This window comes from Roseateles sp. So40a, assembly GCF_048081605.1.
In the GTDB taxonomy this organism is placed as follows: Bacteria; Pseudomonadota; Gammaproteobacteria; order Burkholderiales; family Burkholderiaceae_C; genus Roseateles.
This window is the reverse complement of sequence record NZ_CP182288.1, coordinates 863,067-886,883: the sequence shown is the minus strand read 5'-3', so window position 1 is coordinate 886,883 and position 23,817 is coordinate 863,067. Positions and strand designations below refer to the sequence as shown.

Genomic DNA, 23,817 nt, shown 5'->3' with positions numbered 1-23,817 from the left:
CCGCCATGCACGTGATGATCCCCTTCGCCAGTGCGCTGGACCCCCAGGTGGCGGGCATCCTGCGCGAACTGGAGTTGCCCCGACTGAGCCGCCTGCTGGGCCTGCTCACCCCGACGGGCGATGTCGGCGACGCCGACGAGACCTCCCCCCTCCCCCCGCACGAACAGTTCCTCGCGCGCCTGCGCGGCGTCGACGACGCCTGGCCGCCGACCGCTGCCTGGCGCGTGCGCGATGCCGGCCAGAGCCCAGGCGATGCCGCCTGGGCGCTGCTGACGCCGGCCTACTTCGCCGTCGGCAACGAGGGCGTCACCGCGATGGGCCCCGACACGCTGGACCTCGACGACGACGAATCGCGCGCCTTCCTCGAGGCGCTGTCCGCGACGCTCTTCCCCGCGGCCGAAGGCTGGCGCAGCGCCTGGCTCGCGCGCGACGCGTGGGCCGTCGCGCATGAGGACCTCGACGGCCTGGAGGCCGCGAGCGTCGATCGTGTGCTCAATCGCGGCGTGGAGACCTGGTATCCGCGAGCCCGCCGCCTGCGCATGCTGCTCAACGAGGCGCAGATGCTGCTGCACGACCATCCGCTGAACCAGTCGCGCGAGCAGCGTGGCCAACGTCCGCTCAACGCCGTGTGGATCAGCGGTTGCGGCCGCGATCGCGGACAGGCGCTGCCGGCGGATCTTGTCGTCGACACGCGGCTGCGCGTGCCGATGCTCACCGGCGACCTGTATGGCTGGAGCGAGGCCTGGAAGGCGCTGGACGCCGGCCCGATCGCGCAGGCGCTCGGCGCCGCGGAGGCCGGCAGACCCGTGTCGCTGACGCTGTGCGGCGAGCGCCTGGCCCGCACCTGGACCCGTCAACCCGCGGGCGCCTGGGCGCGCCTGAAGCAACGTTTCGCACCGACGAGCGTCGCCGTCGCCAGCGCCGTGGAGGACCTGTGAGCCAGCCCCGCATCCTGACCCGCGACGTGCCGCCGGATCCCGCCTTCGCGCTGCAGCAGGCCGGTTTCTCGCCGCTGCTCGCGCGGCTCTTCGCCGCGCGCGGCGTGCTCTCGCGCGATGAGCTCGACCCCGACCTGAAGCACCTGCTGCCGCCCGAGGGCCCGCAGGGCCTGCTGGGCATCGCGCGCGCGGCCGAGCTGCTCGCCGACGCCATCGGCGCGGGCGAGCGCATCTGCATCGTGGCCGATTACGACTGCGACGGCGCAACCGCCTGCGCGGTGATGCTGCGCGGCCTGGCGCTGCTCGGCGCGAAGCCGGGCACCGTCACCTACGTCGTGCCCGATCGCGCGGTGCATGGCTACGGGCTGACGCCGACGATCGTCGAGCTCGCGATGCAGCATGAGCCGCAGTTGCTGGTCACCGTGGACAACGGCATCGCCAGCCACGCGGGCGTGGCCTTCGCGCGCGCGCTCGGCATCAAGGTGCTGGTCACCGACCACCATCTGCCCGCGGTCACCGCCGACGGGCAACCCACGGTGCCCGAGGCCGACGCGCTGGTGAATCCCAACCAGCCTGGTTGCCCCTTCCCGAGCAAGAGCCTCGCGGGCGTCGGCGTCGCGTTCTACGTGCTGACGGTGCTTCGCGGCGAGCTGCGCCGCCGCGGCGCGTTCGGCGAGGCGCCCCCGCCCCGCCTGGACGGACTGCTGGACCTGGTCGCGCTGGGCACCGTCGCCGACGTCGTGCGGCTGGACGCCAACAACCGCCGCCTCGTGGCGCAGGGCCTGCGCCGCATGCGCGCGGGCCGCGTGCAACCGGGCGTGCAGGCGCTGTTCACCGCGGCCAGCCGCGACGCGTCCCGCGCCAACAGCTTCGACCTGGGCTTCGCGCTGGGGCCGCGCATCAACGCCGCGGGCCGGCTCGACGACATGACGCTGGGCATCACCTGCCTGACGACCGACGACAACGAGCAAGCGCTGGCGCTGGCTCGCGAGCTCGACCGCATCAACCGCGAGCGCCGCGAGATCGAGGCCGGCATGCAGGAGCAGGCGCTGGTGCTGCTGGAGCGGCTCATGACCGATCCGCGCCTGAACGGCGCGCCGCCGCCGGCGCTGGCGATCTTCGACGCGGACTTCCACGAGGGCGTCGTCGGCATCGTCGCCTCGCGGATCAAGGACCGGCTGCATCGCCCGGTGTTCGTCTTCGCCGAGGGCGCGGACGGCCAGCTCAAGGGCTCGGGCCGCTCGATCCCGGGCTTTCATCTGCGCGACGCGCTGGACCTCGTGTCCAAGCGCCATCCGGAGCTGCTGCGCAAGTTCGGCGGCCATGCGATGGCCGCGGGCTGCACGCTGTCACCGGGCGGCGTCGAGGCCTTCGCGCACGCCTTCGAGGCGGTCGCGCGCGAATGGCTGGATGAGGCCGCGCTCACGCGAACGCTGCGCACCGACGGCCCGCTGCCGCCCGAGGCCTTCAGCCCCGAGACGGTCCAGGAGCTGGAATCGCAGGTCTGGGGCCAGGCCTTCGAGGCGCCGCTGTTCTGCGACCGCGTGCAGGTCATCAGCCAGCGCATCGTCGGCGAGCGCCATCTGAAGCTGCGCCTGCGCCAAGGGGCCTGGATCCGCGATGCGATCTGGTTCAGCCATACCGAGACTCTGCCCGAGCAGGTCACGCTGGCCTATCGGCTCAGCCTGGACGAGTTCCAGGGCCAGCAGCGCGTGCAGATGGTCGTCGAGGCGATGGCGGACTGAGCGCTGCTCAGCCGTGGGCTCAGCCCAGCAGCGCTTTGCGCACCCATTCGACGATGGCCGGCGCCGGCATCGCGCCGGCTTGACGCGCGACCTCCTGGCCGTCCAGGAACAGCAGCAGCGTCGGGATGCTGCGGATGCCGTATCGCGCGCTCTGCTGCGGCGCGGCCTCGGTGTCGAGCTTGACGAAGCGCACCTCGGGCAGCATCGCCGCGGCCTTCTCGAACTGCGGCGCCATCATGTGGCACGGGCCGCACCAGTCGGCCCAGCAATCGACGACCACGGGCAGCTCCGTGCCCGCGATGAAGCGGTCAAAGACCTCGGGCGACAGGTCCGCCGGCCGCGGCAGCATCAGCGGCGTGCCGCAGCGGCCGCAGTCGGGGGACTCCGCGAGACGCTCGCGCGGCACGCGGTTCTTCGCCGCGCAGGACGGGCAGACGAGGTGGAGGCTGGCGGTGGCGGTCGTGTCGGTGTCCATGTAGATCTCGCATCGAGGTCCGGAGCCATCCTCCGGCGGGCAAATGATGTGCCAAGCGGCCGCGGGGTGCCTCTCCCTGAAGGAGATGCGGCCCTCTCCGGAGGGAGAGACGACGCTCCCCGGAGGGAGGTACGGCGCTTGCCGCTGGATCTTCAACGAGAACTCTTGTTGAAGGAACCCCAATGGCTGCATACAAGGACGACGGAAAACTCTGGGTGCTGGTGGCGGACGAGGGCGTGGCGCGCCTGCTGCGGCTGCCCGAGGAAGGCGGTGACCTGGAAGACGTCACCACGCTGACCGACGCCGCCGCGCACGCCGACAACGCCGATCTGCGCCGCGATGCAGCCGGGCGGCGCGGCAACAACGTGACCGCCTCGGCGGGGCTCGATGAATCGCATCAGGAGGCGACCAGCTTTGCCTCGCGCGTGGCGAAGACGCTGGATGACGGGTTCAACAATGGCGAGGTGACGCAACTGCGCGTCGTGGCCGCGCCGCGCTTCCTCGGCCTGTTGCGCAAATCCTTCAGCCCGCAGGTCACCAAGCTGATCCTGGACGAGACCAATGTCGACGTCGTGCATGAGAGCCTGGGCGCGCTGACCACGCGGCTGTTCCCGGAGCGGGACTTCAGCAAGCAGCGCCCGTGAAGAAATCACACGCGCGCCTGCTGTAACCATTTGTCAAAGCGATGACATAGAGGCCACCCAGAATGGGGACACCACGCGGCGCTCCGGCCGCCGTGGTCCTTCCCATGCCGAGCACCCACCTGCCACCGCCCGATCCGTTGAGCATCGCCCTGTCCGCCTTGATCCGCGACGGCGCGCTGGACATCCACTTCCAACCGCTCGTGGAAATCGAGCGCGCACAGATCCTCGGCTATGAAGCCCTCACCCGAGGGCCCGCCGACACGCCGCTGCATTCACCGCTCGTCCTCTTCGAGACCGCCGCCCGCCTGGGCCGGCTGGTCGAGCTCGAACGCCTGGTCGTGCGCCGCGCGCTGCGCCGCTTCAAGGAACTCAAGCTGCCCGGGCAGCTCTTCCTCAACCTCACCGCCGACACGCTGCTCGCCACGAGCGACCGAGGCGCGCTGATCGCCCGTGAATTCGCGCAGCTGGACCTGCCCGCCTCGCGCGTCGTCATCGAGCTCACCGAGACCCGGCCCATCCTCGAGCCCGAACGGCTGCAGGACAGCATGCGCAGCCTGCGCGAGCTGGGTTTCGTGGTCGCGCTGGACGACCTCGGCGAGGGCTTCGCCAGCCTCAAGCGCTGGATGGACATCCGGCCGGACTTCGTCAAGATCGACCGGCACTTCATCGACGGCATCGCGCAGGAGCCGCTCAAGCAGCAGTTCGTGCGATCGATCCTGGAGATGGCGGCGAGCTCCGGCTGCACCGTCGTGGCCGAGGGCCTGGAGCAGCTCAGCGACCTGACCGTGCTGCGCCGGCTCGGCGTGCCGGTCTGCCAGGGTTACCTGCTCGCCCGCCCGAGCGCCGCGCCCCGGGCCGCGCTGCGGGCCGAGGTCGACGCGCTGCTCGCGCCCGAGCATCGCCGCCGCAACGCCGACTGGATGCGGCTGCCGCCCGATGCGATCACCACCGCCGCGCAGCTCGCGCGGCGCAGCCACACGGTCACGCCCAAGCTCCAATGCCAGGCCGTGGCCGACATGTTCCAGCGCGACGAGCAGCTGTTCTCGATGCCCGTGCTGGACGAGGCCAACCGCCCGATCGGCATCCTGCGCTCGCTGCAGGTGCTCAAGCGCAGCGCCGAGCGCTACTTCATGGACATCCACGAGAAGCGCTCGTGCACCGCGCTGATGGACCCGCAGCCGCTGATCTTCGACGCGAGCACCTCGCTGCGCGAGATGAGCGAGGCGATCGCGAGCCTGGACGACCGCTTGATGGTCGACGGCTTCATCGTCACGCGCAACGGCGAGTACTTCGGCACCGGTCGCAGCACCGACCTGCTCAAGGCTGTGTCCGACCTGCAGGTCCACAGCGCGCGCTACGCCAACCCGCTGACGCTGCTGCCGGGCAACGTGCCCACCGACCAGCACCTCGACGCGCTGCTGCACGAGAGCCGCGAGTTCGTCGTCGTCGCCTGGGACATCGACCACTTCAAGCCGTTCAACGACGTCTACGGCTACGCCGCGGGCGACGACATCATCAAGCTGTGCGCGCAGATCCTGCAGTCCGCCGCCGATCCGGCGCTGGACTTCGTCGGTCATATCGGCGGCGACGACTTCGTGATGGTGCTGGGCTCGCCGGACTGGACCGCGCGCGTCACCCGCGTGTGCCGCGAATTCGACCGCCAGATCCGGCCCTTCTTCTCGGCCGAGCACCAGGCGCTGGGCGGCTACGTCACGCTGAACCGGCAGAACCAGGAATCCTTCAATCCCTTGCCGACGCTCAGCGCCGGCGTCATCCAGGTGCAGCCCGGCACCTTCGACAGCGTGCGTGCTTTGTCCGCCGCGCTGGCCGAGCCCAAACACGTCGCCAAGTGCGGCACCGGGCCCAGCCGCTACTTCGTCGACCGGCGCCGAACCAGTGCTGCCATCCCGGACATGGCGCCGCTCCTAGAATCGGCGGGGTGAACACCCCTCCGACCGCCCCCACCGCCCCCACCGCGCGCGTGGCCCTGCACGCGCAGACCAACGCGGACCTGCACTGCCACTCCACCGTCTCCGACGGCACGCTGTCGCCCGAGGCGCTGGCCGCGCGCGCCAAGGGCAACGGCGTGGAGCTCTGGGCGCTGACGGACCACGACGAGGTCGGCGGCCAGCAGCGCGCGCTGGAGGCGGCCCGCGCGCTGGGCCTGCCCTACCTGACCGGTGTGGAAATCTCGGTGACCTTCGCCGGCAAGGTCGTGCACATCGTCGGGCTGGGTTTCGATCACCAGGATCCGAGCATCGTCGACGGCCTCAAGGCCACGCGCGGCGGACGCGGCGCGCGCGCGCGGGAGATGTCGGCGGGCCTGGCCGCGGTCGGCATACCCGGCGCGTACGAGGGCGCGCTCCGGCACGCGGGCAATCCGGAGCTGATCTCGCGCACGCACTTCGCGCGTTTCCTGGTCGAGTCCGGCCATTGCTCGGACGTGCCGGAGGTCTTCCGCCGTTTCCTCACCGAGGGCAAGCCCGGCTACGTGCCGCATCGCTGGGCGGCGCTGGGCGACGCGGTGCGCTGGATCGTCGATGCGGGCGGTCTCGCCGTCATCGCGCATCCGGGGCGATACGGCTTCACGCCCACCGAGGAATACGCGCTGATCACCGAATTCATCGCCCACGGCGGCCGCGCGATCGAGGTCGTCACCGGCAGCCACACCGCCGCGGACATGCTGCAGTACGCCGACACGGCGCTGGAATTCGACCTGCTGGCCTCGCGCGGCTCGGACTTCCACAGTCCGGAGGAGAGCCGCGTCGATGTCGGCAAGCTGGAGCAGCATCTCTCGGGTACGCTGAAGCCGGTGTGGAACGCGCTGTCGCACCGCATCCATTGGCCGGCTTGAGCCGCCCTGCCCTCGGCCCGCACGCCGATTGCCCCTGTTGAGGACCATGGCCCAGACCTTCGAAGTCCATCCCGACAACCCGCAGGCCCGTTTCCTGCGCCAGGCGGCGCAGATCCTGGCCCAGGGCGGCATCGGCGCGATTCCCACGGACTCGAGCTACGCGCTCGTGTGTCAGCTCGACGACAAGGCCGCCGCCGAGGCGCTGCGCCGCATCCGCGGCGTCGACGACAAGCACCACATGACGCTGCTGTGCCGCGACCTGAGCGAGCTGGGCAGCTACGCGCGCGTGGACAACAAGCAGTACCGGATGATCAAGACGGCCACGCCGGGCCCCTTCACCTTCATCCTGGAGGCGACCAAGGAAGTGCCGCGGCGGCTGTCGCATCCGTCGCGCCGCACGATCGGCCTGCGGGTGCCGGACCACCGCGTGACGCAGGACCTGCTGGCGATCATGGGCGGGCCGCTGCTGGCCACCACGCTGATCCCGCCCGGCGAGAGCGAGCCGCTGAACGACCCCGAGCAGATCACCGCGCGTTATGACAAGCTGATCCAGCTGATCATCGACGCGGGCGCCTGCCCGATGACGCCGACCACGGTGGTCGACCTCACCGCGGATCCGCCAGTGTTGGTGCGCCGCGGCTGCGGCGATCCGGCCTGCCTGGGGCTGGAACTCCAGGAAGCCGAGGAAGAGTGATCGGCCCATGAAAGAACGCCGGCGATGCCGGCGTTCTTCATTGGAGGACTGGTCGTTCTGACCGATCAGGCGCGGCTCACACCGCGGCGGTGATCACGATCTCGATCTTCCACTCGGGCTTGGCCAGCTTGGCCTCGACCGTGGCGCGCGGCGGCGTGTGGCCGGCCGGCACCCAGGCGTCCCAGGCGGCGTTCATGCCGGCCAGGTCCTTGACGTCGGCGATGTACAGCTGCGCGCGCAGGATCTTCGTCTTGTCGCTGCCGGCGCGGGCCAGCAGCTTGTCGATCATCGCCAGGACCTGCTCGGTCTGGCCCTTCACGTCGGCGGTGGCGTCGTCGGGGACCTGGCCGGCCAGATAGACCACGCCGTTGTGGATGGCCATCTCGGAGAGACGCGGGCCGACGTCGAAGCGTTCGATGCTGCTCATTTGCTGTTCTGCCTGGGTTTGTGGGAATGCTTGTGATCGCGCTTCTCGCGCGACTTCTCATGGCGGTGCGACTTGGCCGCAGGGGCAGCGGACGCGGGTGCGGCCTTCTGGCCCAGCTTGCTCTCGGTGCCGGCCATCAGCTTCTTGATGTTGGCCGCGTGGCGCCAGATCAGCAGCAGGCTCATCAGCGCGATGGCGGGGAGCTCGGGGCCGACGTCCCAGACCAGCATCTGCAGCAGCGGCGCGGCGACCGCGGCGCTCAGCGAGGCCAGCGACGAATAGCGGAACACGACGGCCATCACGATCCAGACGCCCAGCACCGCCAGGCCCAGGCCCAGGTTGATGGCGAGCAGCACGCCCGCCGCGGTGGCCACGCCCTTGCCGCCCTGGAAGCGGAAGAACACCGGGTACAGGTGGCCGACGAACGCGGCCAGGCCGACCAGCGCGGCCGTGCCTTCCTCCAGGCCGTAGGGCGCGCCGAACTTCAGCACCAGCAGCACGGGGACGTAGCCCTTGAGCGCGTCGAAGAGCAGCGTGAGGATCGCCGCGGCCTTGTTGCCGGAGCGCAGAACGTTGGTCGCGCCCGGATTGCCGCTGCCGTAGCTGCGCGGATCGGACAGGCCCATCAGCCGGCTGACGATCACCGCGAAGGAAAGCGAGCCGATCAGATACCCGGCCAACGCGGCCAACAGGGGAAACAGGACACTTTGCATGGGGCGCTATTCTGCCCCGGACTTCAGCGCGCACTCGACCGGGCGGGCCGCCAGCAGCTCCGTCAAAACCCGGGGATCGAGGCTGACGAGGTAGCCGCGGCGGCCGCCGTTGATCAGGATGCGGGGCAGCGCGAGCACGCCCGCCTCGACGAAGACCGGCATCGCCTTGCGCGTGCCGAAGGGTGAGGTGCCGCCCACCTGGTAGCCGCTGTGGCGCTGGGCGACGTCGGGCTTGCAAGGCTCGACCTTCTTGCAGGGGATCTGCCGGGCAAGCTCCTTCAGGCTGACCGTGCAGTCGCCATGCATCAGCACGATCAGCGGCTGCGCCTTCTCGTCCTGCATCACCAGCGTCTTCACGACTTCATGCTCGGACACGCCCAGTTGCTTGGACGATTCGCCGGTGCCGCCGTGGTCGACGTAGTCATAGACGTGTTCGCCGAACGCGATCTGGTGCTGGCGCAGCATCTGCGTCGCCGGGGTTTCGCTGACATGGGCGGATTTCTTGCTCATGGGCGCGGATTGTCCGCGCCCGCAGGGGCGCCGCGCTTGTATGAGCTTGCTGCTGACACCGGGTGGCAGTCCGCGCCCGTAGGCTGCGGCGCTCGCGGCCGCTGACCGCGCCTCACCTCAACATCGCTTCGCCCATGACCGACATCGCCACAGCCAATGCCAATGCCAACGCCACCTCCGGCTACTCGCTCAAGGACCTGATCGGCGAGAGCACGCTGCGCGCGCTGGCCACGACGCTTGCCGAGACCGCACCCGGTTTCCAGCGCAAGCGCTTCCTGGCCGTGGCCACGGACGGGCTCGAGCCGTTGTCGATCATGCAGCGGGTGCATCGCGTGGCGCAGGCGCTGGACGCCGGGCTGCCGGGCAGCTTCGCGACGAAGCTCGACGCGGTGATCGCCGCCGCGCCGCGCGCGGGCGGGGCCTTCATGAACATGGGCCTGTGCGACTTCGTCGCGAGCTACGGACAGCACGACCCCGTCGCCTCGCTGCGGGCGCTGCGACAGCTGACTGCGCATGGCACCGCTGAATTCGCGATTCGCCCGTTCCTCCGCGAGGACCTCGCCGGCACGCTGGCCACGATGTCGGACTGGACCGCCGATGCCGACGAGCATGTGCGTCGATTGGCCAGCGAGGGCTGCCGGCCGCGGCTGCCGTGGTCGTTCCGCCTGGACGCGCTGGTGGCCGACCCGGCGCCGGTGCGCGAGCTGCTGCATGCGCTGCGGGCCGATGACAGCCTGTATGTGCGGCGCTCCGTCGCCAACCATCTGAACGACATCACGAAGGACCATCCCGACTGGGTCTACGCGCACGTGGCCGAGTGGGATCTGGACGACGCACGCAGCGCGTGGATCGTCAAGCATGCGCTGCGCTCGCGCATCAAGCAGGGCGACGCGCGAGCGCTGAAGCTGATCGGCGCGAGTGACGGCGCGCAGGCGGTGGTCGAGCAGCTGGCGATCACGCCGTCGCGCGTGAGGCTGGGCGGCGAGGTCGAGCTCGCGTTCTCGCTGCGCTCCACGGCGCAGACCGCGCAACGGCTGGTGGTCGACTATGCGATCCACTACGTGAAGAAGAACGGACGGGCCTCGCCCAAGGTCTTCAAGCTGAAGACGGTGGAGCTGGCGCCGGGCGCGTCGACCGAGATCCGCATCACGCGCGCGATGCGCGACTTCACGACCCGCACGCATCACGCCGGCACGCATGCCGTCGAGGTGCTGGTCAACGGCCAGAGATTGGCCCAGGGATCCTTCGAGCTTCTGCGGCCTTGAGCCTTGAAGAGCCCCTCGCCCGCGAAGCGGGAGAGGGGTTGGGGTGAGGGCTCGTGTGAGGGCACGGAGCGCTTCGTAGAGCCCTCACCCCCCGCCCTCTCCCGCTTCGCGGGCGAGGGGGCATGACGGGGGCCGGTTCATTGAACAGGAGCTTCTCGGGAAGAAGGGGGTCGGGTCACTGCGCCGGATCGCGGATTTCCCAGCGGATCCTGTCGATGCGCGCGTAGACCTCGGCATCGAGCTTGCGGCCCAGTGCCGCGACGTTCTCGTCGAGCTGCTCGGCGTTCGTGATGCCGATCAGCGTGCTGCCGTTCTGCCAGCGCGAGGTGACCCAGGCCATGGCCAGCGTCGCGGGCGTCATGCCCAGTTCCGCGGCCAGCGCGTTGTAGCGGCGCGCCGCCTCCAGCGTCTCGGGCCGCGCCCAGCGCTGCTTCTTCATGCTCTCGAAGATCGCCAGCCGGCCCGGCTTGGCCGGATCAGCGATGCCGTGCGCGTCGTACTTGCCGCTCAGCACGCCGAACCCCAGCGGCGAATACGACAGCAGCCCGACCTGGTGCCGATACAGCGCCTCATCGAGCCCGTTCTCCACGACGCGATTCACCAGGCTGTACGGGTTCTGCACGCTGGCGATTCGCGGCAGGCCGTGTTCACGCGCCAGATGGACGAACTCGCCGACGCCATAGGCCGTCTCGTTGGACAACCCGATGTGGCGGATCTTGCCTTCGCGCTGCAGCCGCCCCAAGGCCTCGAGCTGCTCGCGCATCGACGCGACCGGTTTGTCCTTGGCCGGCTCGAAATAGACGCCGCCGAACATCGGCACGTGACGCGCGGGCCAGTGGATCTGGAACAGGTCGATGGTGTCGATCTGCAGCCGGCGCAGGCTGTCCTCGCAGGCCTGCACGATCTGCGCGCCGGTCAGGTCCTGGCTGCCATCGCGGATCCAGTCATACCCGCGCGAAGGTCCGGCGACCTTGGTCGCGATGACCAGTTGCTCGCGCAGTCCCGGCCGCGCCTTCAGCCAGCGGCCGACGATCTCCTCGGTCCGGCCGAAGGTCTCGGCGCGCGCGGGCACCGGGTACATCTCGGCCAGGTCCAGCAGGTTGATGCCGGCCGCGACCGCGCGGTCCAGCAGCCCGTGGCTGGCCGGCTCATCGACCTGCTCGCCGAAGGTCATCGTGCCCAGTCCGATGCGGGTGACCGACAGGTCCGACTGCCCCAGGGTGATGCGTTCCATCTTCTTCTCCGTTCAACAGGCCGCCCGCCCGGCTCACCTGGCTCCGCGGATGCATCGCGGCGGCGGCAAACGGCCAGTGTGCATGAGGCCGGCGGCGCGTCGCTCCCCTGCTCGCCCGGCGGTCTTCCCCGCCTCGTCCTGCCCGTCTTTACGCGGGACCCATTGCGGCAGTGGAATTATTGTTTTACAGTAATTTCTTACCAATCCACGGTAACGCCCCGACCCCGTCATGAGCTCCTCCCCGATCCCCGCCGGCCTGCAGCGCATTCGCTGGATCGCCCACTGCGTGCGCGCGATGGTGCTGATCGCGATGGCGACGGTGATCGGTTTCCACGCGATGTTCTGGACCAACGCGGGACTGGTGGAACGCACCGCGCGCTCCGAATGGGGCCTGAAACACGCGCTGCAATTCGACCCGGCCTCGCGCGGTGCCGGCTTCGCGGTCAACCTGCCGCTGGCGCTGCTCACGCTGTATGCGCTGTGGTGCCTGTGGCGCTTGTTCAGCGGCTACCTGCGCGGCGACGTCTTCACCGACACCGCCGCGCGGGTGATGCGCCGCATGGGCCAGTCGGTGATCGCGATCGCCATCGCCATGCCGCTGACCGACACGGCCACCATCCTCGCGCTGACGCTGGGCAACCCGGCCGGCCAGCGCATGCTGACCTTCCAGCTGGGCAGCTCGCATTTCATCGTGCTGCTGTGCGGGCTGGTGTTCGTCGCGCTGGGCCTGGTGCTGCGCGAGGCGCAACGCATGGCGCAAGAGAACGCCGAGTTCATCTGAGCCCACCATGCCCATCGTTGTCCGACTCGACGTGATGCTCGCGCAGCGCAAGATGCGCTCCAAGGAGCTGGCCGAGGCCATCGGCATCACCGAGGCCAACCTGTCCCTGCTGAAGTCCGGCAAGGTGCGCGGCGTGCGCTTCGACACGCTGTCGCGCATCTGCGCGGCGCTGCAATGCCAGCCGGGCGACCTGCTCGCCTGGGAGCCCGGCGATGAGCCGGGCGCGGGAGAGTCCGATGGCGACTCGTGAAGCGCGGCGCACCCGCGCGCTGCTGCTGGGCGCGGTCCTGCTGCTGCACGTCGCTCTGATTGGCTGGTTGCAGCACGCGTCGCATCGCGCGCCGCCGCATCGCGATCAGGCGCGGACGTCGGTGCGCATGATCACGATCCAGCTGCCGCCCCTGCCGGCGCCGTCGTCGAAGGTCGCGAGGACCTCGCGTTCGACAAGACCTGTCCCCGCCGTGCAGACCGAGGCTGCGACGCGCTCGCCGGCGATCGCGCGCCCCGACGTGGCGCCCTCGCCCGACGAGCCCCGATCAACGCTGATCGTCGAGGCGCCGACGCCGCCCGTCTCATCGGCCTCGGGCCCCAGCGGCCGCGATCTGATGTACGGCGCCGCCACGCAACGCGCGATCCGCCAAGGCACGCAGGGCCAGCCGCTGCTGGCCGAGCGCGCGGATCAGGCCAGCCTCGCGCCCGACAAGATCGACGCGTCGACCCGGCTCGGCAAGGAAATGATGAAGGGCGCCACCGGCGATTGCCTCAAGGGCGATTTCGCCGGCGGCGGCGCCGGATTGCTCAGCGCACCGTTCTGGCTGCTCGCGGAAGCCCGTGGCAAGTGCCGGCGCTGAGCGCTGCCCCCGCGACACGGGACATCGCTCGACCTCACACGCGTCAACGCGTCCTCCTCCATCCTCGTTCAGCGCTGATCGCCTCCGCGATACAGGGAGATCCCAGAAGTGAAAGCCCAAGCCCTCATGACCGCGGCACTCGCCGTGATCGCTGCCTGCAGCGCGATGACCGCGAACGCGGCCACCACCGCCGCATCAACTGCCGCATCAGCCGCAGCACCAACCGCTGCATCAACCGCTGCATCAACCGCTGCATCAACCGCTGCATCGCCCGACTCCGCCGTGGCGCTGCCCACCGTGCAGAGCGACATGAAGCGCGGCGCGTCCTTCCCCTACAAGCGCCTCAACGAGCTGCTGTCGAAGCTGCGCACCGAAGGCGAAGGCCTCTTCATCAGCCGCTTCGTGCTGACGAATTCGAAGGACGGCAGCAAGCCGCCGCCCCCGGGCACGAAGCTCGCGCTGATGAGCGACGACGACTACATCCCGATCCCCGTTGACGACAAGGGCCGCTTCGATCTGCCCACGTTCTCCGAGCAACGCGCCAAGGACATGGACTTCGGCACCAATGTGCCCAAGGGCGACCTCGGCGTGCGGCTGAGCATCGACCTCGCCACGCCGCCGGAGATGCTGGACATGGCCACCGTGCGGCGCATCGTCACCGTCGGTCAACGGCTGCGCACCGAACTGCTGCCCTGGTATGTGCGATGGATGTTCCCGCAGATCGACGGCGTGATCGCCTGCAGCGATGCGCCGCAATGGAACCTCGACTGGACCGAGGGCGCGCAGCGCTGGCGCCTGCCCTTGCCCGCCGACGCGCAGTTGCGCGAACCCGAGACGCCCAAGGGCAAGACCTCGCGCGCCTGCACGCTGCTGACCGGGCAGGAGCAATGGCCCGATGCCGCGCTGCTGCAGACCACGCCGGGCATCAACACCAAGCTCTACGTGAAGCTGCGCAACTCACGCCCCAGTTGAGGGCGCGGCGCGATCAGGCGGCGAGCCCTGCCGCCCGATCCGCTTCCAGCTGCCGCAACACGCGACGCTGGACCTTGCCGGTCGTGGTCATCGGCAGGCTCTCGAGGAACTCGATCTCCTTCGGATACTCGTAGGGCGCGAGCCGCTGCTTGACGAACTCCTGCAGCTCCGCCGTCAACGCGGCCGAGGGCTGCCGGCCCGGCGCGAGCACGATGAAGGCCTTCACCAGCGCGCCGCGCTCGGCATCGGGCTTGGGCACGACCGCCGCGTTGGCGACCGCATCGTGGCGCACCAGGCAGTTCTCGATCTCGCCGGGACCGATGCGGTATCCGGCGACCTTGAACTGGTCGTCGGCGCGGCCCTGATACCAGAGATACCCGTCCTCATCGGCACGCGCGAGGTCGCCGGTGCGGCACCAGCTGTCGCTCAGGTCGCCGCTGAACTTCGCCGCGGTGGCGGCCTCGTTGCGCCAATAGCCGAGGAAGAAGATCGGATCGAGGTCCCCGTGCTTGTCGCGGCGATGCACGGCCACCTCGCCGATCTGCCCGGGCGCGCAGACCTGGCCGTCGTCATCGATGACCGCCACACGGTGGCCGGGATACGCGCGTCCCATGCTGCCGGGCTTCGCGGGCCAGAGCCGCGCGCAGTTGCCGACGACGTAGTTGATCTCGGTCTGGCCGAACATCTCGTTGACGGTGACGCCCAGCTCGTCGCGGACCCAGTCGAAGACCGCGTCGCCGACGGCCTCGCCGGCGCTCATGATGGCCTGCAGGCGCAGCGTGTAGCGCTCGGCGGGATGCGGCACGGCCTTCATCATCGCCTTGAGCGCCGTCGGGAACAGGAACGTATGGCTGATGCGGTAGTGCTGCATCAGCTCGAAGGCCTTCTCCGGCGAGAAGCGGCCCTGGTAGCCGAGGATGGGCCGGCCGAAGCACAGCGACGGCAGCAGCGCGTCCATCAGGCCGCCGGTCCAGGCCCAGTCGGCGGGGCTCCAGAACACCGCGTCGCTGCGCGAGGCGGGATTGCCGGGGTCGAAGCCGAACCAGTTCTGGCTGGCGATGAAGCCGGTGAGGTTGCCCAGCAGCGCGCGCTGCGGCAGCAAGGCGCCCTTGGGCGCGCCGGTGGTGCCGCTGGTGTAGATCAGGATCGCCGGGTCCTCGGCCGCGTTGTCGCGCGCGGCGAATCGCGCGTCCTCGGCCTGGAGCGCGGCCATCCAGCCGGACTCGCCCGCGTGCGGATCGGACTCGCCGACAACCAGCACCTGGCGCAGCGCGGGGCATTGGTCGCGCACGGCGCGCACGGCCTCCAGGGCGCCGGCCTCCACGATCGCGACGCTGGCCTCGCTGTCCTGCAGCCGGAAGGCCAGCGCATCGGGGCCGAAGAGCATCGACAGTGGCATGGCCACCGCGCCGAGCTGGTTGATGGCGATGTGCGCGACGGCCGTCTCGAAACGCTGCGGCAGCACGAGCGCGACGCGGTCACCGGGGGTCACGCCCAGACGCTGGAGCGAGTTGGACAGGCGATTGGCGGCGCGCTGGAGCTGGCCGAACGAGTACTGCGCGCGGCATCCGCTGTCGCTGTCGAAGAGGATGGCGGGCGCGTCGGGGGTCTCGCGCGCCCAGCGGCCGCAGCAGAGCTCGGCGATGGACAGGTGCTCGGGCACCTGCCAGCGGAACGCGCCGTGGATCAGCGCGTAGGCATCGGACATCGCGTCACTCCATCCTGGACTGGAACAAGAGCGAGGATGCTAGCGAGCGAGGGGGGGCCGGTCCTCATGGAAAGCCCGTAGCGCCAAGACGGTGCGCCCTACACTCGCGCATGCCCCAAAAGATCCTCCACAACCCGCGTTGTTCCAAGTCGCGTGAGGCCCTCGCGCGGCTCGAGACGCGCGGCATTCGCCCCGAGGTCATCGAGTACCTCGTGACGCCGTTGTCGCTGGCCGAGCTGCAGACGCTGCAAGGCCAGTTGGGCGTGCCGGCGCGCGCGATGCTGCGCGATGGCGAGGACGCCTATCGCGCGCTCGGTCTGTCGGACCTGTCCTTGAGCGACGCGCAGTTGCTCGCGGCGATCGCGGAGCATCCGGTGCTGCTGCAGCGGCCCATCGTCATTGACGGGGAACGCGCGCTGATCGCGCGTCCGCCGGAGCTGCTCGACGACTGGCTGAAGTGATCAGCCCTTGAATCGCGCGAGCGCGTCGCCGGTGAGGCGGCACAGGCGCCAGTCCGGCATGATCGTCGCGCCCATCTTCTCGTAGAAGCGGATGGCGTTCTCGTTCCAGTCGAGCACGCACCATTCGAAGCGGCCGTAGTCGCGCGCGATCGCGATCCGCGCGAGGTGGGTCAGCATGCGCTTGCCCAGGCCCGCGCCGCGATGCGCGGGTTGCACGTAGAGGTCCTCGAGGTACATCCCGGGCTTGCCGAGGAAGGTCGAGAAGTTGGTGAAGGTGAGCGCGAAGGCGACGACGGTGCCGCTGTCGTGCTCGGCGACGAAGGCCTCGCAGACGGGGCGCTCGCCGAAGAGATGCGGCAGGAGCTTCTCGGGCGTCACGTCCATCAAATGCGTGAGGTGCTCGAAGTCGGCGAGCTCGCCGATCAGTCCCACGATCGCGTCGAGGTCATCGGGGCGGGCGGAGCGGAGGGTGTAGGCGTCGGAAGAGGTGGCGGCTGTGGTCATGTCGGCTCGATGGGAAGTCGGGGCCATTGTCTCCATGGCGAAAGCGCCAGCCTCGTCGCGACAGTAGAGTCGCGGCCATGAGCACCGCCACGAGCCCCAGTTCCGCGCCCGCCTACGTCGTCCGCCGCCCGCATCGCGGCGAGATCCTCTCGCTGCGTGGGCTGCATCACCACGTGCTGCGCTGGGGACCTGAGCCCGATGGGCAACGGCCGCTGCTCGTGATGGTCCACGGCTGGATGGACGTCGGTGCGTCGTTCCAGTTCATGGTCGACGCCTTCCGCGAGGACCGCAGCGTGCTGGCCATCGACTGGCGCGGCTTCGGCCTCACCGACAGCAACCCCGGCGACGCCTACTGGTTCCCCGACTACCTCGGCGACCTCGACGCGCTGCTCGACGCCGTCAGCCCCGATGCGCCCGTGGACCTGCTCGGGCACAGCATGGGCGGCAATATCGCGATGACTTATGCCGGTGTGCGGCCCCAGCGGCTGCGCAAGCTCGTCAACCTCGAGGGATTCGGACTGCCCGACACGACGCCTGAGATGGCGCCGGCGCGGTTGGCCAGCTGGCTTGATGAACTCAAGGAGAAGCCCAGCCTGAAGACCTACGACAGCGTCGAGGGCGTGGCGCAGCGGCTCATGAAAACCAACCCGCGGTTGAGCGCCGACAAGGCCGCGTGGCTCGCGCCGCATTGGTCGCGGCAGGCCGAGGATGGGCGCTGGCACATCCTGGGCGATCCCGCTCACAAGCGGACCAACCCTGTGCTCTATCGCAAGGCCGAGGCGCTCGCGTGCTGGGCCGCGATCACGGCGCCGACGCTGTGGGTCGAGGGGAGTGAGACGAAGCTGTCGCAGTGGTGGGGCGATCGCTATCCGCGTGAGGACTTCGAGACCCGGCTCAGCGTCGTGAAGGATCTGCGGCGCGTCACGCTCCAGCAGGCGGCGCACATGATGCACCACGACCAGCCCGAGGCCCTCGCCCGGGCGGTGCAGGAATTCCTCGGCTGAAGACCGCGGGCTGCGCCGAGCCCTCACCCCCGCCCTCTCCCGCTTCGCGGGCGAGGGGGTCAAGCCCCGAGGCTCTGCGGCGGCAATACCACCGCCGCCTGATACGCCGCGACGAATTCAGGCGGCATGCGCCGGGGCCGGCCGCCGCTGATGTCGATGCACACCAGCTCCCATCGCCCGCGCATCAGCGTCTGTCCATCGCTCGCGCGACGCAGCTGGAAGCGCCGCTCCATCGCCAGCTTCCCGTCCCCCGCCGTCAGCCAGGTGCCCAGCACCAGCGCCTCGCCCTCGAAGGACGGCAGTAGGTAGTCGTACCCCCCATGCCGGATCGCCATCGCGCGATCCAGCCGCCGGTAGTCCTCGATGCTCAACCCGAGCGCCTCCGAGTGCGACCACGCGACCTGCTCGCACCAGCGCACGTACACCGCGTTGTTCGTGTGATTCAAGCCGTCGATGTCCGCCGCCTGAGGCCGGACCTCCCTGCGGTGCGGGGACGGATAGTCCCAGCCGCTGGCCAGGGGATCGACCGGGTCCTGGATCGCTTCGCTCATCGGGGGGCGCTCATCTGGGGGTGGGTTCCGTGGGATTTCCGACGCTCGCGCTCGGAGGTGCGACAGGTTAGCGCCGCGAGGCAGGCAGAATGCCGCCCTTTTCCGCCGTCGTCCGTCGCCCTCGCGACCCGCGCGCCAGTCGCACACTCCGCTCCCCATGAACATCATCGTCACCGAAGAACTCAAGGCCTACATCGATCCGCTGACCGAGGACGAATACGCCGCGCTCGAGCGCAGCATCCTGGCCGAGGGCTGCCGCGACGCGCTGGTGCTGTGGGGCGACGTCCTCGTGGACGGCCACAACCGCCACGGCATCTGCACCAAGCACGGCATCCCGTTCCAGACCGTGCAGAACACGCGCTTCAAGTCGATGGAGGACGTCCACCTCTGGATGATCGACCAGCACCTGGGCCGTCGCAGCGTGTCGGACTTCCAGCGCGGCGTGCTCGCGCTGCGCAAGAAGGAGATCATGGAAGCGCGCCGCCTGGCCGTGCTCAACGATCCCAGCCCCGAGAGCAGCGCCGCCGCGGTCGAGCCGGCTGAAGGCGTGACCGACACCCCGGTGCCCGCCGCGCCCGCGCTCAAGAGCCGCGAGGCCATCGCCCGCGCCGCGCGCATCAGCAGCGCCACCGTGACGCAGATCGAAAAGATCCAGAAGGCCGCCGCGCCCGAGCTCGTCGCCGCGGTGAAGTCCGGTGAGGTCTCCATCAGCGCCGCCGCCGTCATCGCGGACCTGCCCGCCGAGGAGCAGGCCGCCGCTGCCGCCGGCGGCAAGAAGGAGCTGCGTCAGGCCGCCAAGCGCGTGCGCGAGTCCAAGGTCGGCAAGAAGGCAGCGAGCGACGCAGTGTCCGAGGTCGCCGTCGAGCTGCTGGGCGTGCCGACCAACGCCGACGGCGAGCTCGAGGCCGACCCGGCCGTCGCGCTGCTGCGCGCGCAGGTCAACGCGCTGCAAGGCGAGAACGCCCAGCTGCGCACCCAGGTCGCCGAGCTGCAGGCGCAACTCGCCGCGGCCCGAATGGGCAGCGCCGCGCAAGGCGCCCAGGACGAATCGCCGTTCTGACGCTCAGAAGCCGGTGATCGATCCCGAGCGCTCCCGCTCCCCGCGGCGAGGCTCGGATTCATCGACATGGGGCGGCGGGTCCTGCAGGCCCGCCTCGGCCTCGCGCCGGTTCATCACCGTGGCGTAGATGACGACGATCGCCACGTAGACGATCAGCGCGCCCTGGGACCCGACCCAGAAGCTGAAGGGCCAGCCGAAGAAATCGAAGCTCAACGCGCGGGCGAAATACGCCACGCCGAAGCTGACCATCGCCCACACCAGCAGCAACAGCAGTGTCAGCCGCCAGTTGCCCAGCCGCACTCGCCGGCGCCGGGCGCGGAACGTGCCGGAGGGCAGCGCCGGGGGCCCGCCGGAGGGGTAACCCTCATCGGGGACAGGGGGTTTTCGAACCATCCCGCCATCTTAGGGAGCCCTCCCGCGGCAGCATGAGAAAATACCCGGCTTCGGGCCCCCTGTCGGGGGCTCTTTCACTCGAACGAATCATGGACATCGAGCAAATCAACGCGATCGGCAGCACGCTGGCTGATCTGCAAGCGCGGACCGCCGCGCTAAGGGGGTACCTTTGACTACGACCGCAAAGCGCTGCGGTTGAATGAAGTCAATGCCGCCCTGGAGAACCCCAACGTCTGGAACGACCCCAAGCGGGCCCAGGAACTCGGCAAGGAAAAGCGCACCCTGGAGACGGTCGTCGAAACCATCGACCACCTGACCTCCAACCTGTCCGACAACCTCGAGCTCTTCGAGATGTCCAAGGACGACAACGACATCGCCGGCCTCGAGACCATCGAGGCCGATTCGGTGAAGCTGACCGAGAAGGTCGAGGAACTCGAGTTCCGCCGGATGTTCAACAACCCGGCCGACCCGCTGAACTGCTTCATCGACATCCAGGCCGGCGCCGGCGGCACCGAGGCCTGCGACTGGGCCGGCATGCTGCTGCGCCAGTACCTGAAGTACTGCGAGCGCAAGGGCTTCAAGGCCGACGTCGAGGAACAGACCGACGACGAGATCGCCGGCATCAAGAGCGCCACCATCAAGGTGGAAGGCGAGTACGCCTTCGGCCTGCTGCGCTCCGAGTCGGGCGTGCACCGCCTGGTGCGCAAGAGCCCGTTCGACTCCTCGGGCGGCCGCCACACCAGCTTCGCCTCGCTGTTCGTGTACCCCGAGGTGGATGACTCGATCGAGATCGACATCAACCCGTCGGATGTGCGCACCGACACCTACCGCGCGTCCGGCGCCGGCGGTCAGCACATCAACAAGACCGACTCGGCGGTGCGCCTGACCCACATCCCGACCGGCATCGTCGTGCAGTGCCAGGACGGCCGCAGCCAGCACAGCAACCGCGACGTCGCGTGGAAGCGCCTGCGCTCGCGTCTGTACGACCATGAGATGAAGAAGCGCATGGCCGAGCAGCAGAAGCTCGAGGACAGCAAGACCGACGTGGGCTGGGGCCACCAGATCCGCTCGTACGTGCTGGACCAGAGCCGCATCAAGGACCTGCGCACCAACGTCGAGATCTCCAATACCCAGAAGGTGCTGGACGGCGATCTCGATGCATTCATCACCGCTTCGCTGAAGCAGGGTGTTTGATCGGACGGGGCTCCTCGTCAGGAGCCCCGTCCTGTTGCCTCCCAAGAGACAAGACCCATTCCAACAAGGAAGCCCGCCATGCGTGAAGGCACCGCCACCCTGATCCGCCGCGCCGACTACGTCGCGCCGATCTTCTGGATCCGCACCGTCGACCTGTGCTTCGACCTGGATCCGGCCAAGACGCTGGTCTCCAGCAAGATGCGCCTGGAGCGCAACGCCGCGGTGCCGCACGGCCCGCTGCGCCTGCATGGCGAGGAGCTCAACCTGCTGCGCGTGCTGATCGACGGCGAGAGCGTGTCCTTCCGCCAGGAAGGCCATGAGCTGATCATCGACAACGTGCCCGACGCGGACTTCACGCTGGAGATCCGCAACACCTGCGCGCCGGACAAGAACACCGCGCTGTCGGGCCTGTACACCTCGGGCGGCAGCTTCTTCACGCAGTGCGAGGCCGAGGGCTTCCGCCGCATCACCTACTTCCTGGACCGCCCCGACGTGATGGCGGTCTACACGGTCACGCTGCGCGCCGACAAGGCCCGCTTCCCGGTGCTGCTCTCCAACGGCAACCTCGTGGAGACCGCGACGCTGGACAACGGCCGTCACCTGGCCAAGTGGCACGACCCCTTCCCCAAGCCCAGCTACCTCTTCGCGCTGGTGGCCGGCGACCTGGTCGCGCGCGAGCAGCGCATCCGCACCCGCTCCGGCAAGGACCACCTGCTGCAGGTCTACGTCCGCCAGGGCGACCTGGAGAAGACCGAGCACGCGATGAACTCGCTGATCGCGTCGGTCGTGTGGGACGAGGCCCGCTTCCAGCTGCCGCTGGACCTGGAACGCTTCATGGTCGTCGGCGTGTCCGACTTCAACATGGGCGCGATGGAGAACAAGGGCCTGAACATCTTCAACACCTCGGCGCTGCTGGCCTCCCCCGCCACCGCGACCGACGCGGACTTCGCCCGCATCGAGTCGATCGTCGCGCACGAGTATTTCCACAACTGGACCGGCAACCGCGTCACCTGCCGCGACTGGTTCCAGCTCTCGCTCAAGGAAGGCCTCACCGTCTTCCGCGACCAGGAGTTCAGCCAGGACATGGCCGCCACGCCCAGCGCGCGCGCGGTCTGCCGCATCGAGGACGTGCGCGCCCTGCGGGCGCGCCAGTTCCCCGAGGACGCCGGCGCGATGGCGCATTCGGTGCGTCCGGACGAGTACGTCGAGATCAACAACTTCTACACCGCCACGGTCTACGAGAAGGGCTCGGAAGTCGTGCGCATGTACCAGACGCTGGTGGGCCGCGACGGCTTCGCCAAGGGCATGTCGCTGTACTTCGAGCGCCATGACGGCCAGGCCGTGACCTGCGACGACTTCGCGCAGGCCATCGCCGACGCCAACCCGGGCTCGGCGCTGTCGACCCGGCTGGACACCTTCAAGCGCTGGTACTCGCAGGCCGGCACGCCGCGGCTGACCGCCAGAGGCACGTACGACGCCGCCGCCCAGACCTTCGCGCTGACGCTGAAGCAGACGACGCCCGCCACGCCCGGACAGGACGGCAAGCTGCCGCAGGTGATCCCGGTCGCGCTGGGCCTGCTGGCCCGCGACGGCCAGGCGCTGCCGCTGATGCTGCATGGCGAGGACGGCGCCGCCGGCTCCACCGAGACCGAACGCGTGCTGGTCCTGGACCAGGCCGAGCAGACCTTCGTCTTCGTGAACGTGCCGTCCGAACCCGTGCCCTCGCTGCTGCGCGGCTTCTCCGCGCCGGTGGTGCTGGACGACGGCCTGGGCGACGCCGAGCTGCTGGTGCTGCTCACGCATGACAGCGACGCGTTCAACCGCTGGGAAGCCAGCCAGCGCCTGGCGCTGAACCGCATCCTGGGCGCCGTGCGCTCGGGTCAGCCGCTGGTGCTGGACGACGCCTACCTTGACGCGATGCGCGCCGTGCTGCGCCATCCCGAGCTCGACCCCGCCTTCAAGGCGCTGGCGCTGCAGCTGCCCGACGAGGCCTACATCGCCGAGCAGCTCGACGTCGTCGATCCGCAGGCGGTGCACGCGGCCGTCGAGGCGGCGCAGACGCAGCTCGCCGCGGCGCTGCAGGCCGACTGGGCCTGGGCTCATGACACGCATCAGGTCACCGCGGGCTACAGCCCCGATCCGGTGCAGAGCGGCAAGCGCGCGCTGGTGAACCTGTCGCTGGCGATGCTGGTGCTGCACGCGACGCGCAGCGGCGACGGCGTGTGGCCGGGCCGCGCGTACCAGCGCTTCAAGGACGCGACCAACATGACCGACCGCATGGGCGCGCTGTCCGCGCTCGTGAACGCGCAGGCGGAGCTGGCCGACAGCGCGCTGGCCCGTTTCCATGCGCAGTTCAAGGGCGAGGCGCTGGTCATCGACAAGTGGTTCGCGCTGCAGGGCCGCGCCGCCGAGCGCGACGGCAAGACCTTCGCCCGCGTGAAGCAGCTGATGAAGCATCCGGACTTCACGCTGAAGAACCCCAACCGCGCGCGCAGCCTGATCTTCTCGCTGGCGATGTTCAACCCGGCGGCGTTCCACCGCGCGGACGCGGCGGGCTATGTGTTCTGGGCCGATCAGGTGCTGGCGCTGGACGCGATCAATCCGCAGGTGGCCGGCCGCCTGGCCCGCGTCATGGATCGCTGGACCGCGCTGGCCGAGCCGTATCGCAGCGCGGCCCGCGTGGCGATCGCCCGCGTGGCGGCCAAGCCGGACCTGTCCAACGACGTGCGCGAGATCATCCAGCGCGCGCTGGCGCTGGATCCGCAGCCGGTCGCGGCGCCGACGGAGGCCGCGACGCAAGCCTGATTCCGCGTGCGGAGCGGTCCGCGCGTCGGGCCGT

25 protein-coding genes are annotated in these 23,817 nt (G+C 69.6%); 16 read left to right on the top strand and 9 right to left on the bottom strand.

Going from position 1 to position 23,817, the window contains the following annotated elements; all coding sequences use genetic code 11:
* The first annotated feature begins 5 nt into the window (after window positions 1-5).
* Window positions 6-938, top strand: coding sequence for a hypothetical protein (locus ACNI65_RS04125; protein ID WP_416761362.1), 933 nt, complete (start codon window positions 6-8; stop codon window positions 936-938).
* Window positions 935-2,683, top strand: coding sequence for a single-stranded-DNA-specific exonuclease RecJ (recJ, locus tag ACNI65_RS04120; protein ID WP_416761360.1), 1,749 nt, complete (start codon window positions 935-937; stop codon window positions 2,681-2,683). Before ACNI65_RS04125 ends, recJ begins: the two co-directional genes overlap by 4 nt.
* A 19-nt stretch (window positions 2,684-2,702) precedes the next feature.
* On the opposite strand, the gene trxC is transcribed toward recJ, so the two are convergent.
* Complete coding sequence (trxC, locus tag ACNI65_RS04115) at window positions 2,703-3,158, bottom strand: thioredoxin TrxC (protein WP_416761359.1); 456 nt, start codon at window positions 3,156-3,158, stop codon at window positions 2,703-2,705.
* 182 nt (window positions 3,159-3,340) lie between these two features.
* Here trxC and ACNI65_RS04110 point away from each other — a divergent pair, with 182 nt between their 5' ends.
* From ACNI65_RS04110 to ACNI65_RS04095, 4 genes are all read left to right on the top strand, one after another.
* Window positions 3,341-3,802 (top strand): host attachment protein, encoded by a 462-nt coding sequence (locus ACNI65_RS04110; protein WP_416761358.1) that lies wholly within the window; start codon window positions 3,341-3,343, stop codon window positions 3,800-3,802.
* A 104-nt stretch (window positions 3,803-3,906) separates the two neighbouring features.
* Window positions 3,907-5,745, top strand: coding sequence for a bifunctional diguanylate cyclase/phosphodiesterase (locus tag ACNI65_RS04105; protein ID WP_416761357.1), 1,839 nt, complete (start codon window positions 3,907-3,909; stop codon window positions 5,743-5,745).
* A gap of 44 nt (window positions 5,746-5,789) precedes the next feature.
* On the top strand, window positions 5,790-6,656 hold the full coding sequence (locus ACNI65_RS04100; protein WP_416763564.1) for a 3',5'-nucleoside bisphosphate phosphatase: 867 nt from the start codon (window positions 5,790-5,792) through the stop codon (window positions 6,654-6,656).
* A 46-nt stretch (window positions 6,657-6,702) separates the two neighbouring features.
* Window positions 6,703-7,350 carry an L-threonylcarbamoyladenylate synthase gene (locus ACNI65_RS04095; protein WP_416761355.1) on the top strand — a complete coding sequence of 216 codons (648 nt, stop codon included), beginning with the start codon at window positions 6,703-6,705 and terminating at the stop codon, window positions 7,348-7,350.
* Between the two features lie 76 nt (window positions 7,351-7,426).
* On the opposite strand, the gene ACNI65_RS04090 is transcribed toward ACNI65_RS04095, so the two are convergent.
* From ACNI65_RS04090 to ACNI65_RS04080, 3 genes are read right to left on the bottom strand one after another with little or no spacing between them, the layout of a single operon-like run.
* Window positions 7,427-7,777 (bottom strand): RidA family protein, encoded by a 351-nt coding sequence (locus tag ACNI65_RS04090; RefSeq protein ID WP_416761354.1) that lies wholly within the window; start codon window positions 7,775-7,777, stop codon window positions 7,427-7,429.
* Complete coding sequence (gene plsY / locus ACNI65_RS04085) at window positions 7,774-8,490, bottom strand: glycerol-3-phosphate 1-O-acyltransferase PlsY (RefSeq protein WP_416761353.1); 717 nt, start codon at window positions 8,488-8,490, stop codon at window positions 7,774-7,776. The genes ACNI65_RS04090 and plsY overlap by 4 nt, the downstream gene beginning before the upstream one ends.
* 6 nt (window positions 8,491-8,496) lie before the next feature.
* Window positions 8,497-9,000 (bottom strand): aminoacyl-tRNA deacylase, encoded by a 504-nt coding sequence (locus tag ACNI65_RS04080; RefSeq protein ID WP_416761352.1) that lies wholly within the window; start codon window positions 8,998-9,000, stop codon window positions 8,497-8,499.
* Between the two features lie 134 nt (window positions 9,001-9,134).
* Between ACNI65_RS04080 and ACNI65_RS04075 the strand changes: the two genes are divergently transcribed.
* Window positions 9,135-10,265 (top strand): DNA alkylation repair protein, encoded by a 1,131-nt coding sequence (locus tag ACNI65_RS04075; RefSeq protein WP_416761351.1) that lies wholly within the window; start codon window positions 9,135-9,137, stop codon window positions 10,263-10,265.
* 175 nt (window positions 10,266-10,440) lie between these two features.
* Here the strand turns inward: ACNI65_RS04075 and ACNI65_RS04070 are convergent, their stop codons facing one another.
* Window positions 10,441-11,499 carry an aldo/keto reductase gene (locus tag ACNI65_RS04070; protein ID WP_416761350.1) on the bottom strand — a complete coding sequence of 353 codons (1,059 nt, stop codon included), beginning with the start codon at window positions 11,497-11,499 and terminating at the stop codon, window positions 10,441-10,443.
* 229 nt (window positions 11,500-11,728) lie between these two features.
* Here ACNI65_RS04070 and ACNI65_RS04065 point away from each other — a divergent pair, with 229 nt between their 5' ends.
* From ACNI65_RS04065 to ACNI65_RS04050, 4 genes are all read left to right on the top strand, one after another.
* Window positions 11,729-12,280: a DUF2975 domain-containing protein gene (locus tag ACNI65_RS04065; RefSeq protein ID WP_416761348.1), complete on the top strand. Its 552-nt coding sequence runs from the start codon at window positions 11,729-11,731 to the stop codon at window positions 12,278-12,280.
* A 7-nt stretch (window positions 12,281-12,287) separates the two neighbouring features.
* Complete coding sequence (locus ACNI65_RS04060) at window positions 12,288-12,530, top strand: helix-turn-helix domain-containing protein (protein WP_416761346.1); 243 nt, start codon at window positions 12,288-12,290, stop codon at window positions 12,528-12,530.
* Window positions 12,517-13,131: a hypothetical protein gene (locus ACNI65_RS04055; RefSeq protein WP_416761344.1), complete on the top strand. Its 615-nt coding sequence runs from the start codon at window positions 12,517-12,519 to the stop codon at window positions 13,129-13,131. The genes ACNI65_RS04060 and ACNI65_RS04055 overlap by 14 nt, the downstream gene beginning before the upstream one ends.
* 282 nt (window positions 13,132-13,413) lie before the next feature.
* Window positions 13,414-14,103: a hypothetical protein gene (locus ACNI65_RS04050; protein WP_416761343.1), complete on the top strand. Its 690-nt coding sequence runs from the start codon at window positions 13,414-13,416 to the stop codon at window positions 14,101-14,103.
* Window positions 14,104-14,116: 13 nt separating this feature from the next.
* On the opposite strand, the gene ACNI65_RS04045 is transcribed toward ACNI65_RS04050, so the two are convergent.
* Window positions 14,117-15,811 (bottom strand): acyl-CoA synthetase, encoded by a 1,695-nt coding sequence (locus ACNI65_RS04045; RefSeq protein WP_416761342.1) that lies wholly within the window; start codon window positions 15,809-15,811, stop codon window positions 14,117-14,119.
* A gap of 110 nt (window positions 15,812-15,921) precedes the next feature.
* Between ACNI65_RS04045 and arsC the strand changes: the two genes are divergently transcribed.
* On the top strand, window positions 15,922-16,272 hold the full coding sequence (arsC, locus tag ACNI65_RS04040) for an arsenate reductase (glutaredoxin) (protein WP_416761340.1): 351 nt from the start codon (window positions 15,922-15,924) through the stop codon (window positions 16,270-16,272).
* Here arsC and ACNI65_RS04035 read toward each other — a convergent pair whose 3' ends face one another.
* Window positions 16,273-16,776 carry a GNAT family N-acetyltransferase gene (locus ACNI65_RS04035; protein WP_416761339.1) on the bottom strand — a complete coding sequence of 168 codons (504 nt, stop codon included), beginning with the start codon at window positions 16,774-16,776 and terminating at the stop codon, window positions 16,273-16,275.
* A gap of 77 nt (window positions 16,777-16,853) precedes the next feature.
* On the opposite strand from ACNI65_RS04035, the gene ACNI65_RS04030 reads away from it, so the two are divergent.
* A complete protein-coding gene (locus ACNI65_RS04030; RefSeq protein ID WP_416761337.1) occupies window positions 16,854-17,780 on the top strand; it encodes an alpha/beta fold hydrolase in 927 nt (308 codons plus the stop codon).
* Between the two features lie 59 nt (window positions 17,781-17,839).
* Here ACNI65_RS04030 and ACNI65_RS04025 read toward each other — a convergent pair whose 3' ends face one another.
* The gene (locus ACNI65_RS04025; RefSeq protein ID WP_416761336.1) at window positions 17,840-18,331 is read right to left on the bottom strand and encodes an acyl-CoA thioesterase; all 492 of its coding nucleotides are present in this window, start codon (window positions 18,329-18,331) and stop codon (window positions 17,840-17,842) included.
* A gap of 157 nt (window positions 18,332-18,488) precedes the next feature.
* On the opposite strand from ACNI65_RS04025, the gene ACNI65_RS04020 reads away from it, so the two are divergent.
* Window positions 18,489-19,391 carry a plasmid replication/partition related protein gene (locus ACNI65_RS04020; RefSeq protein WP_416761335.1) on the top strand — a complete coding sequence of 301 codons (903 nt, stop codon included), beginning with the start codon at window positions 18,489-18,491 and terminating at the stop codon, window positions 19,389-19,391.
* Between the two features lie 3 nt (window positions 19,392-19,394).
* Here the strand turns inward: ACNI65_RS04020 and ACNI65_RS04015 are convergent, their stop codons facing one another.
* Window positions 19,395-19,784 carry a DUF4212 domain-containing protein gene (locus ACNI65_RS04015; protein WP_416761334.1) on the bottom strand — a complete coding sequence of 130 codons (390 nt, stop codon included), beginning with the start codon at window positions 19,782-19,784 and terminating at the stop codon, window positions 19,395-19,397.
* Between the two features lie 89 nt (window positions 19,785-19,873).
* Here ACNI65_RS04015 and prfB point away from each other — a divergent pair.
* Window positions 19,874-20,978, top strand: a protein-coding gene (gene prfB / locus ACNI65_RS04010; RefSeq protein ID WP_416761333.1) for a peptide chain release factor 2 whose coding sequence is annotated in 2 segments (ribosomal slippage) — window positions 19,874-19,954 and window positions 19,956-20,978 — 1,104 coding nt in all. Because the reading frame shifts where the segments join, the coding sequence is not laid out codon by codon here.
* 78 nt (window positions 20,979-21,056) lie between these two features.
* A complete protein-coding gene (pepN, locus tag ACNI65_RS04005) occupies window positions 21,057-23,783 on the top strand; it encodes an aminopeptidase N (RefSeq protein WP_416761332.1) in 2,727 nt (908 codons plus the stop codon).
* Window positions 23,784-23,817: the final 34 nt, after the last annotated feature.

Bases quoted from the DNA above. Each gene is read 5' to 3' on its own strand.
- ACNI65_RS04035 (WP_416761339.1), bottom strand. From the start codon at position 16,776: ATGACCACAGCCGCCACCTCTTCCGACGCCTACACCCTCCGCTCCGCC.
- ACNI65_RS04065 (WP_416761348.1), top strand. From the start codon at position 11,729: ATGAGCTCCTCCCCGATCCCCGCCGGCCTGCAGCGCATTCGCTGGATC.
- ACNI65_RS04090 (WP_416761354.1), bottom strand. From the start codon at position 7,777: ATGAGCAGCATCGAACGCTTCGACGTCGGCCCGCGTCTCTCCGAGATG.
- ACNI65_RS04070 (WP_416761350.1), bottom strand. From the start codon at position 11,499: ATGGAACGCATCACCCTGGGGCAGTCGGACCTGTCGGTCACCCGCATC.
- ACNI65_RS04015 (WP_416761334.1), bottom strand. From the start codon at position 19,784: ATGGTTCGAAAACCCCCTGTCCCCGATGAGGGTTACCCCTCCGGCGGG.
- pepN (WP_416761332.1), top strand. From the start codon at position 21,057: ATGCGTGAAGGCACCGCCACCCTGATCCGCCGCGCCGACTACGTCGCG.
- ACNI65_RS04105 (WP_416761357.1), top strand. From the start codon at position 3,907: ATGCCGAGCACCCACCTGCCACCGCCCGATCCGTTGAGCATCGCCCTG.
- ACNI65_RS04045 (WP_416761342.1), bottom strand. From the start codon at position 15,811: ATGTCCGATGCCTACGCGCTGATCCACGGCGCGTTCCGCTGGCAGGTG.
- ACNI65_RS04095 (WP_416761355.1), top strand. From the start codon at position 6,703: ATGGCCCAGACCTTCGAAGTCCATCCCGACAACCCGCAGGCCCGTTTC.
- plsY (WP_416761353.1), bottom strand. From the start codon at position 8,490: ATGCAAAGTGTCCTGTTTCCCCTGTTGGCCGCGTTGGCCGGGTATCTG.
- ACNI65_RS04060 (WP_416761346.1), top strand. From the start codon at position 12,288: ATGCCCATCGTTGTCCGACTCGACGTGATGCTCGCGCAGCGCAAGATG.
- ACNI65_RS04080 (WP_416761352.1), bottom strand. From the start codon at position 9,000: ATGAGCAAGAAATCCGCCCATGTCAGCGAAACCCCGGCGACGCAGATG.
- ACNI65_RS04030 (WP_416761337.1), top strand. From the start codon at position 16,854: ATGAGCACCGCCACGAGCCCCAGTTCCGCGCCCGCCTACGTCGTCCGC.
- ACNI65_RS04025 (WP_416761336.1), bottom strand. From the start codon at position 18,331: ATGAGCGAAGCGATCCAGGACCCGGTCGATCCCCTGGCCAGCGGCTGG.
- arsC (WP_416761340.1), top strand. From the start codon at position 15,922: ATGCCCCAAAAGATCCTCCACAACCCGCGTTGTTCCAAGTCGCGTGAG.
- ACNI65_RS04020 (WP_416761335.1), top strand. From the start codon at position 18,489: ATGAACATCATCGTCACCGAAGAACTCAAGGCCTACATCGATCCGCTG.
- ACNI65_RS04110 (WP_416761358.1), top strand. From the start codon at position 3,341: ATGGCTGCATACAAGGACGACGGAAAACTCTGGGTGCTGGTGGCGGAC.
- ACNI65_RS04125 (WP_416761362.1), top strand. From the start codon at position 6: ATGCACGTGATGATCCCCTTCGCCAGTGCGCTGGACCCCCAGGTGGCG.
- trxC (WP_416761359.1), bottom strand. From the start codon at position 3,158: ATGGACACCGACACGACCGCCACCGCCAGCCTCCACCTCGTCTGCCCG.
- ACNI65_RS04055 (WP_416761344.1), top strand. From the start codon at position 12,517: ATGGCGACTCGTGAAGCGCGGCGCACCCGCGCGCTGCTGCTGGGCGCG.
- ACNI65_RS04075 (WP_416761351.1), top strand. From the start codon at position 9,135: ATGACCGACATCGCCACAGCCAATGCCAATGCCAACGCCACCTCCGGC.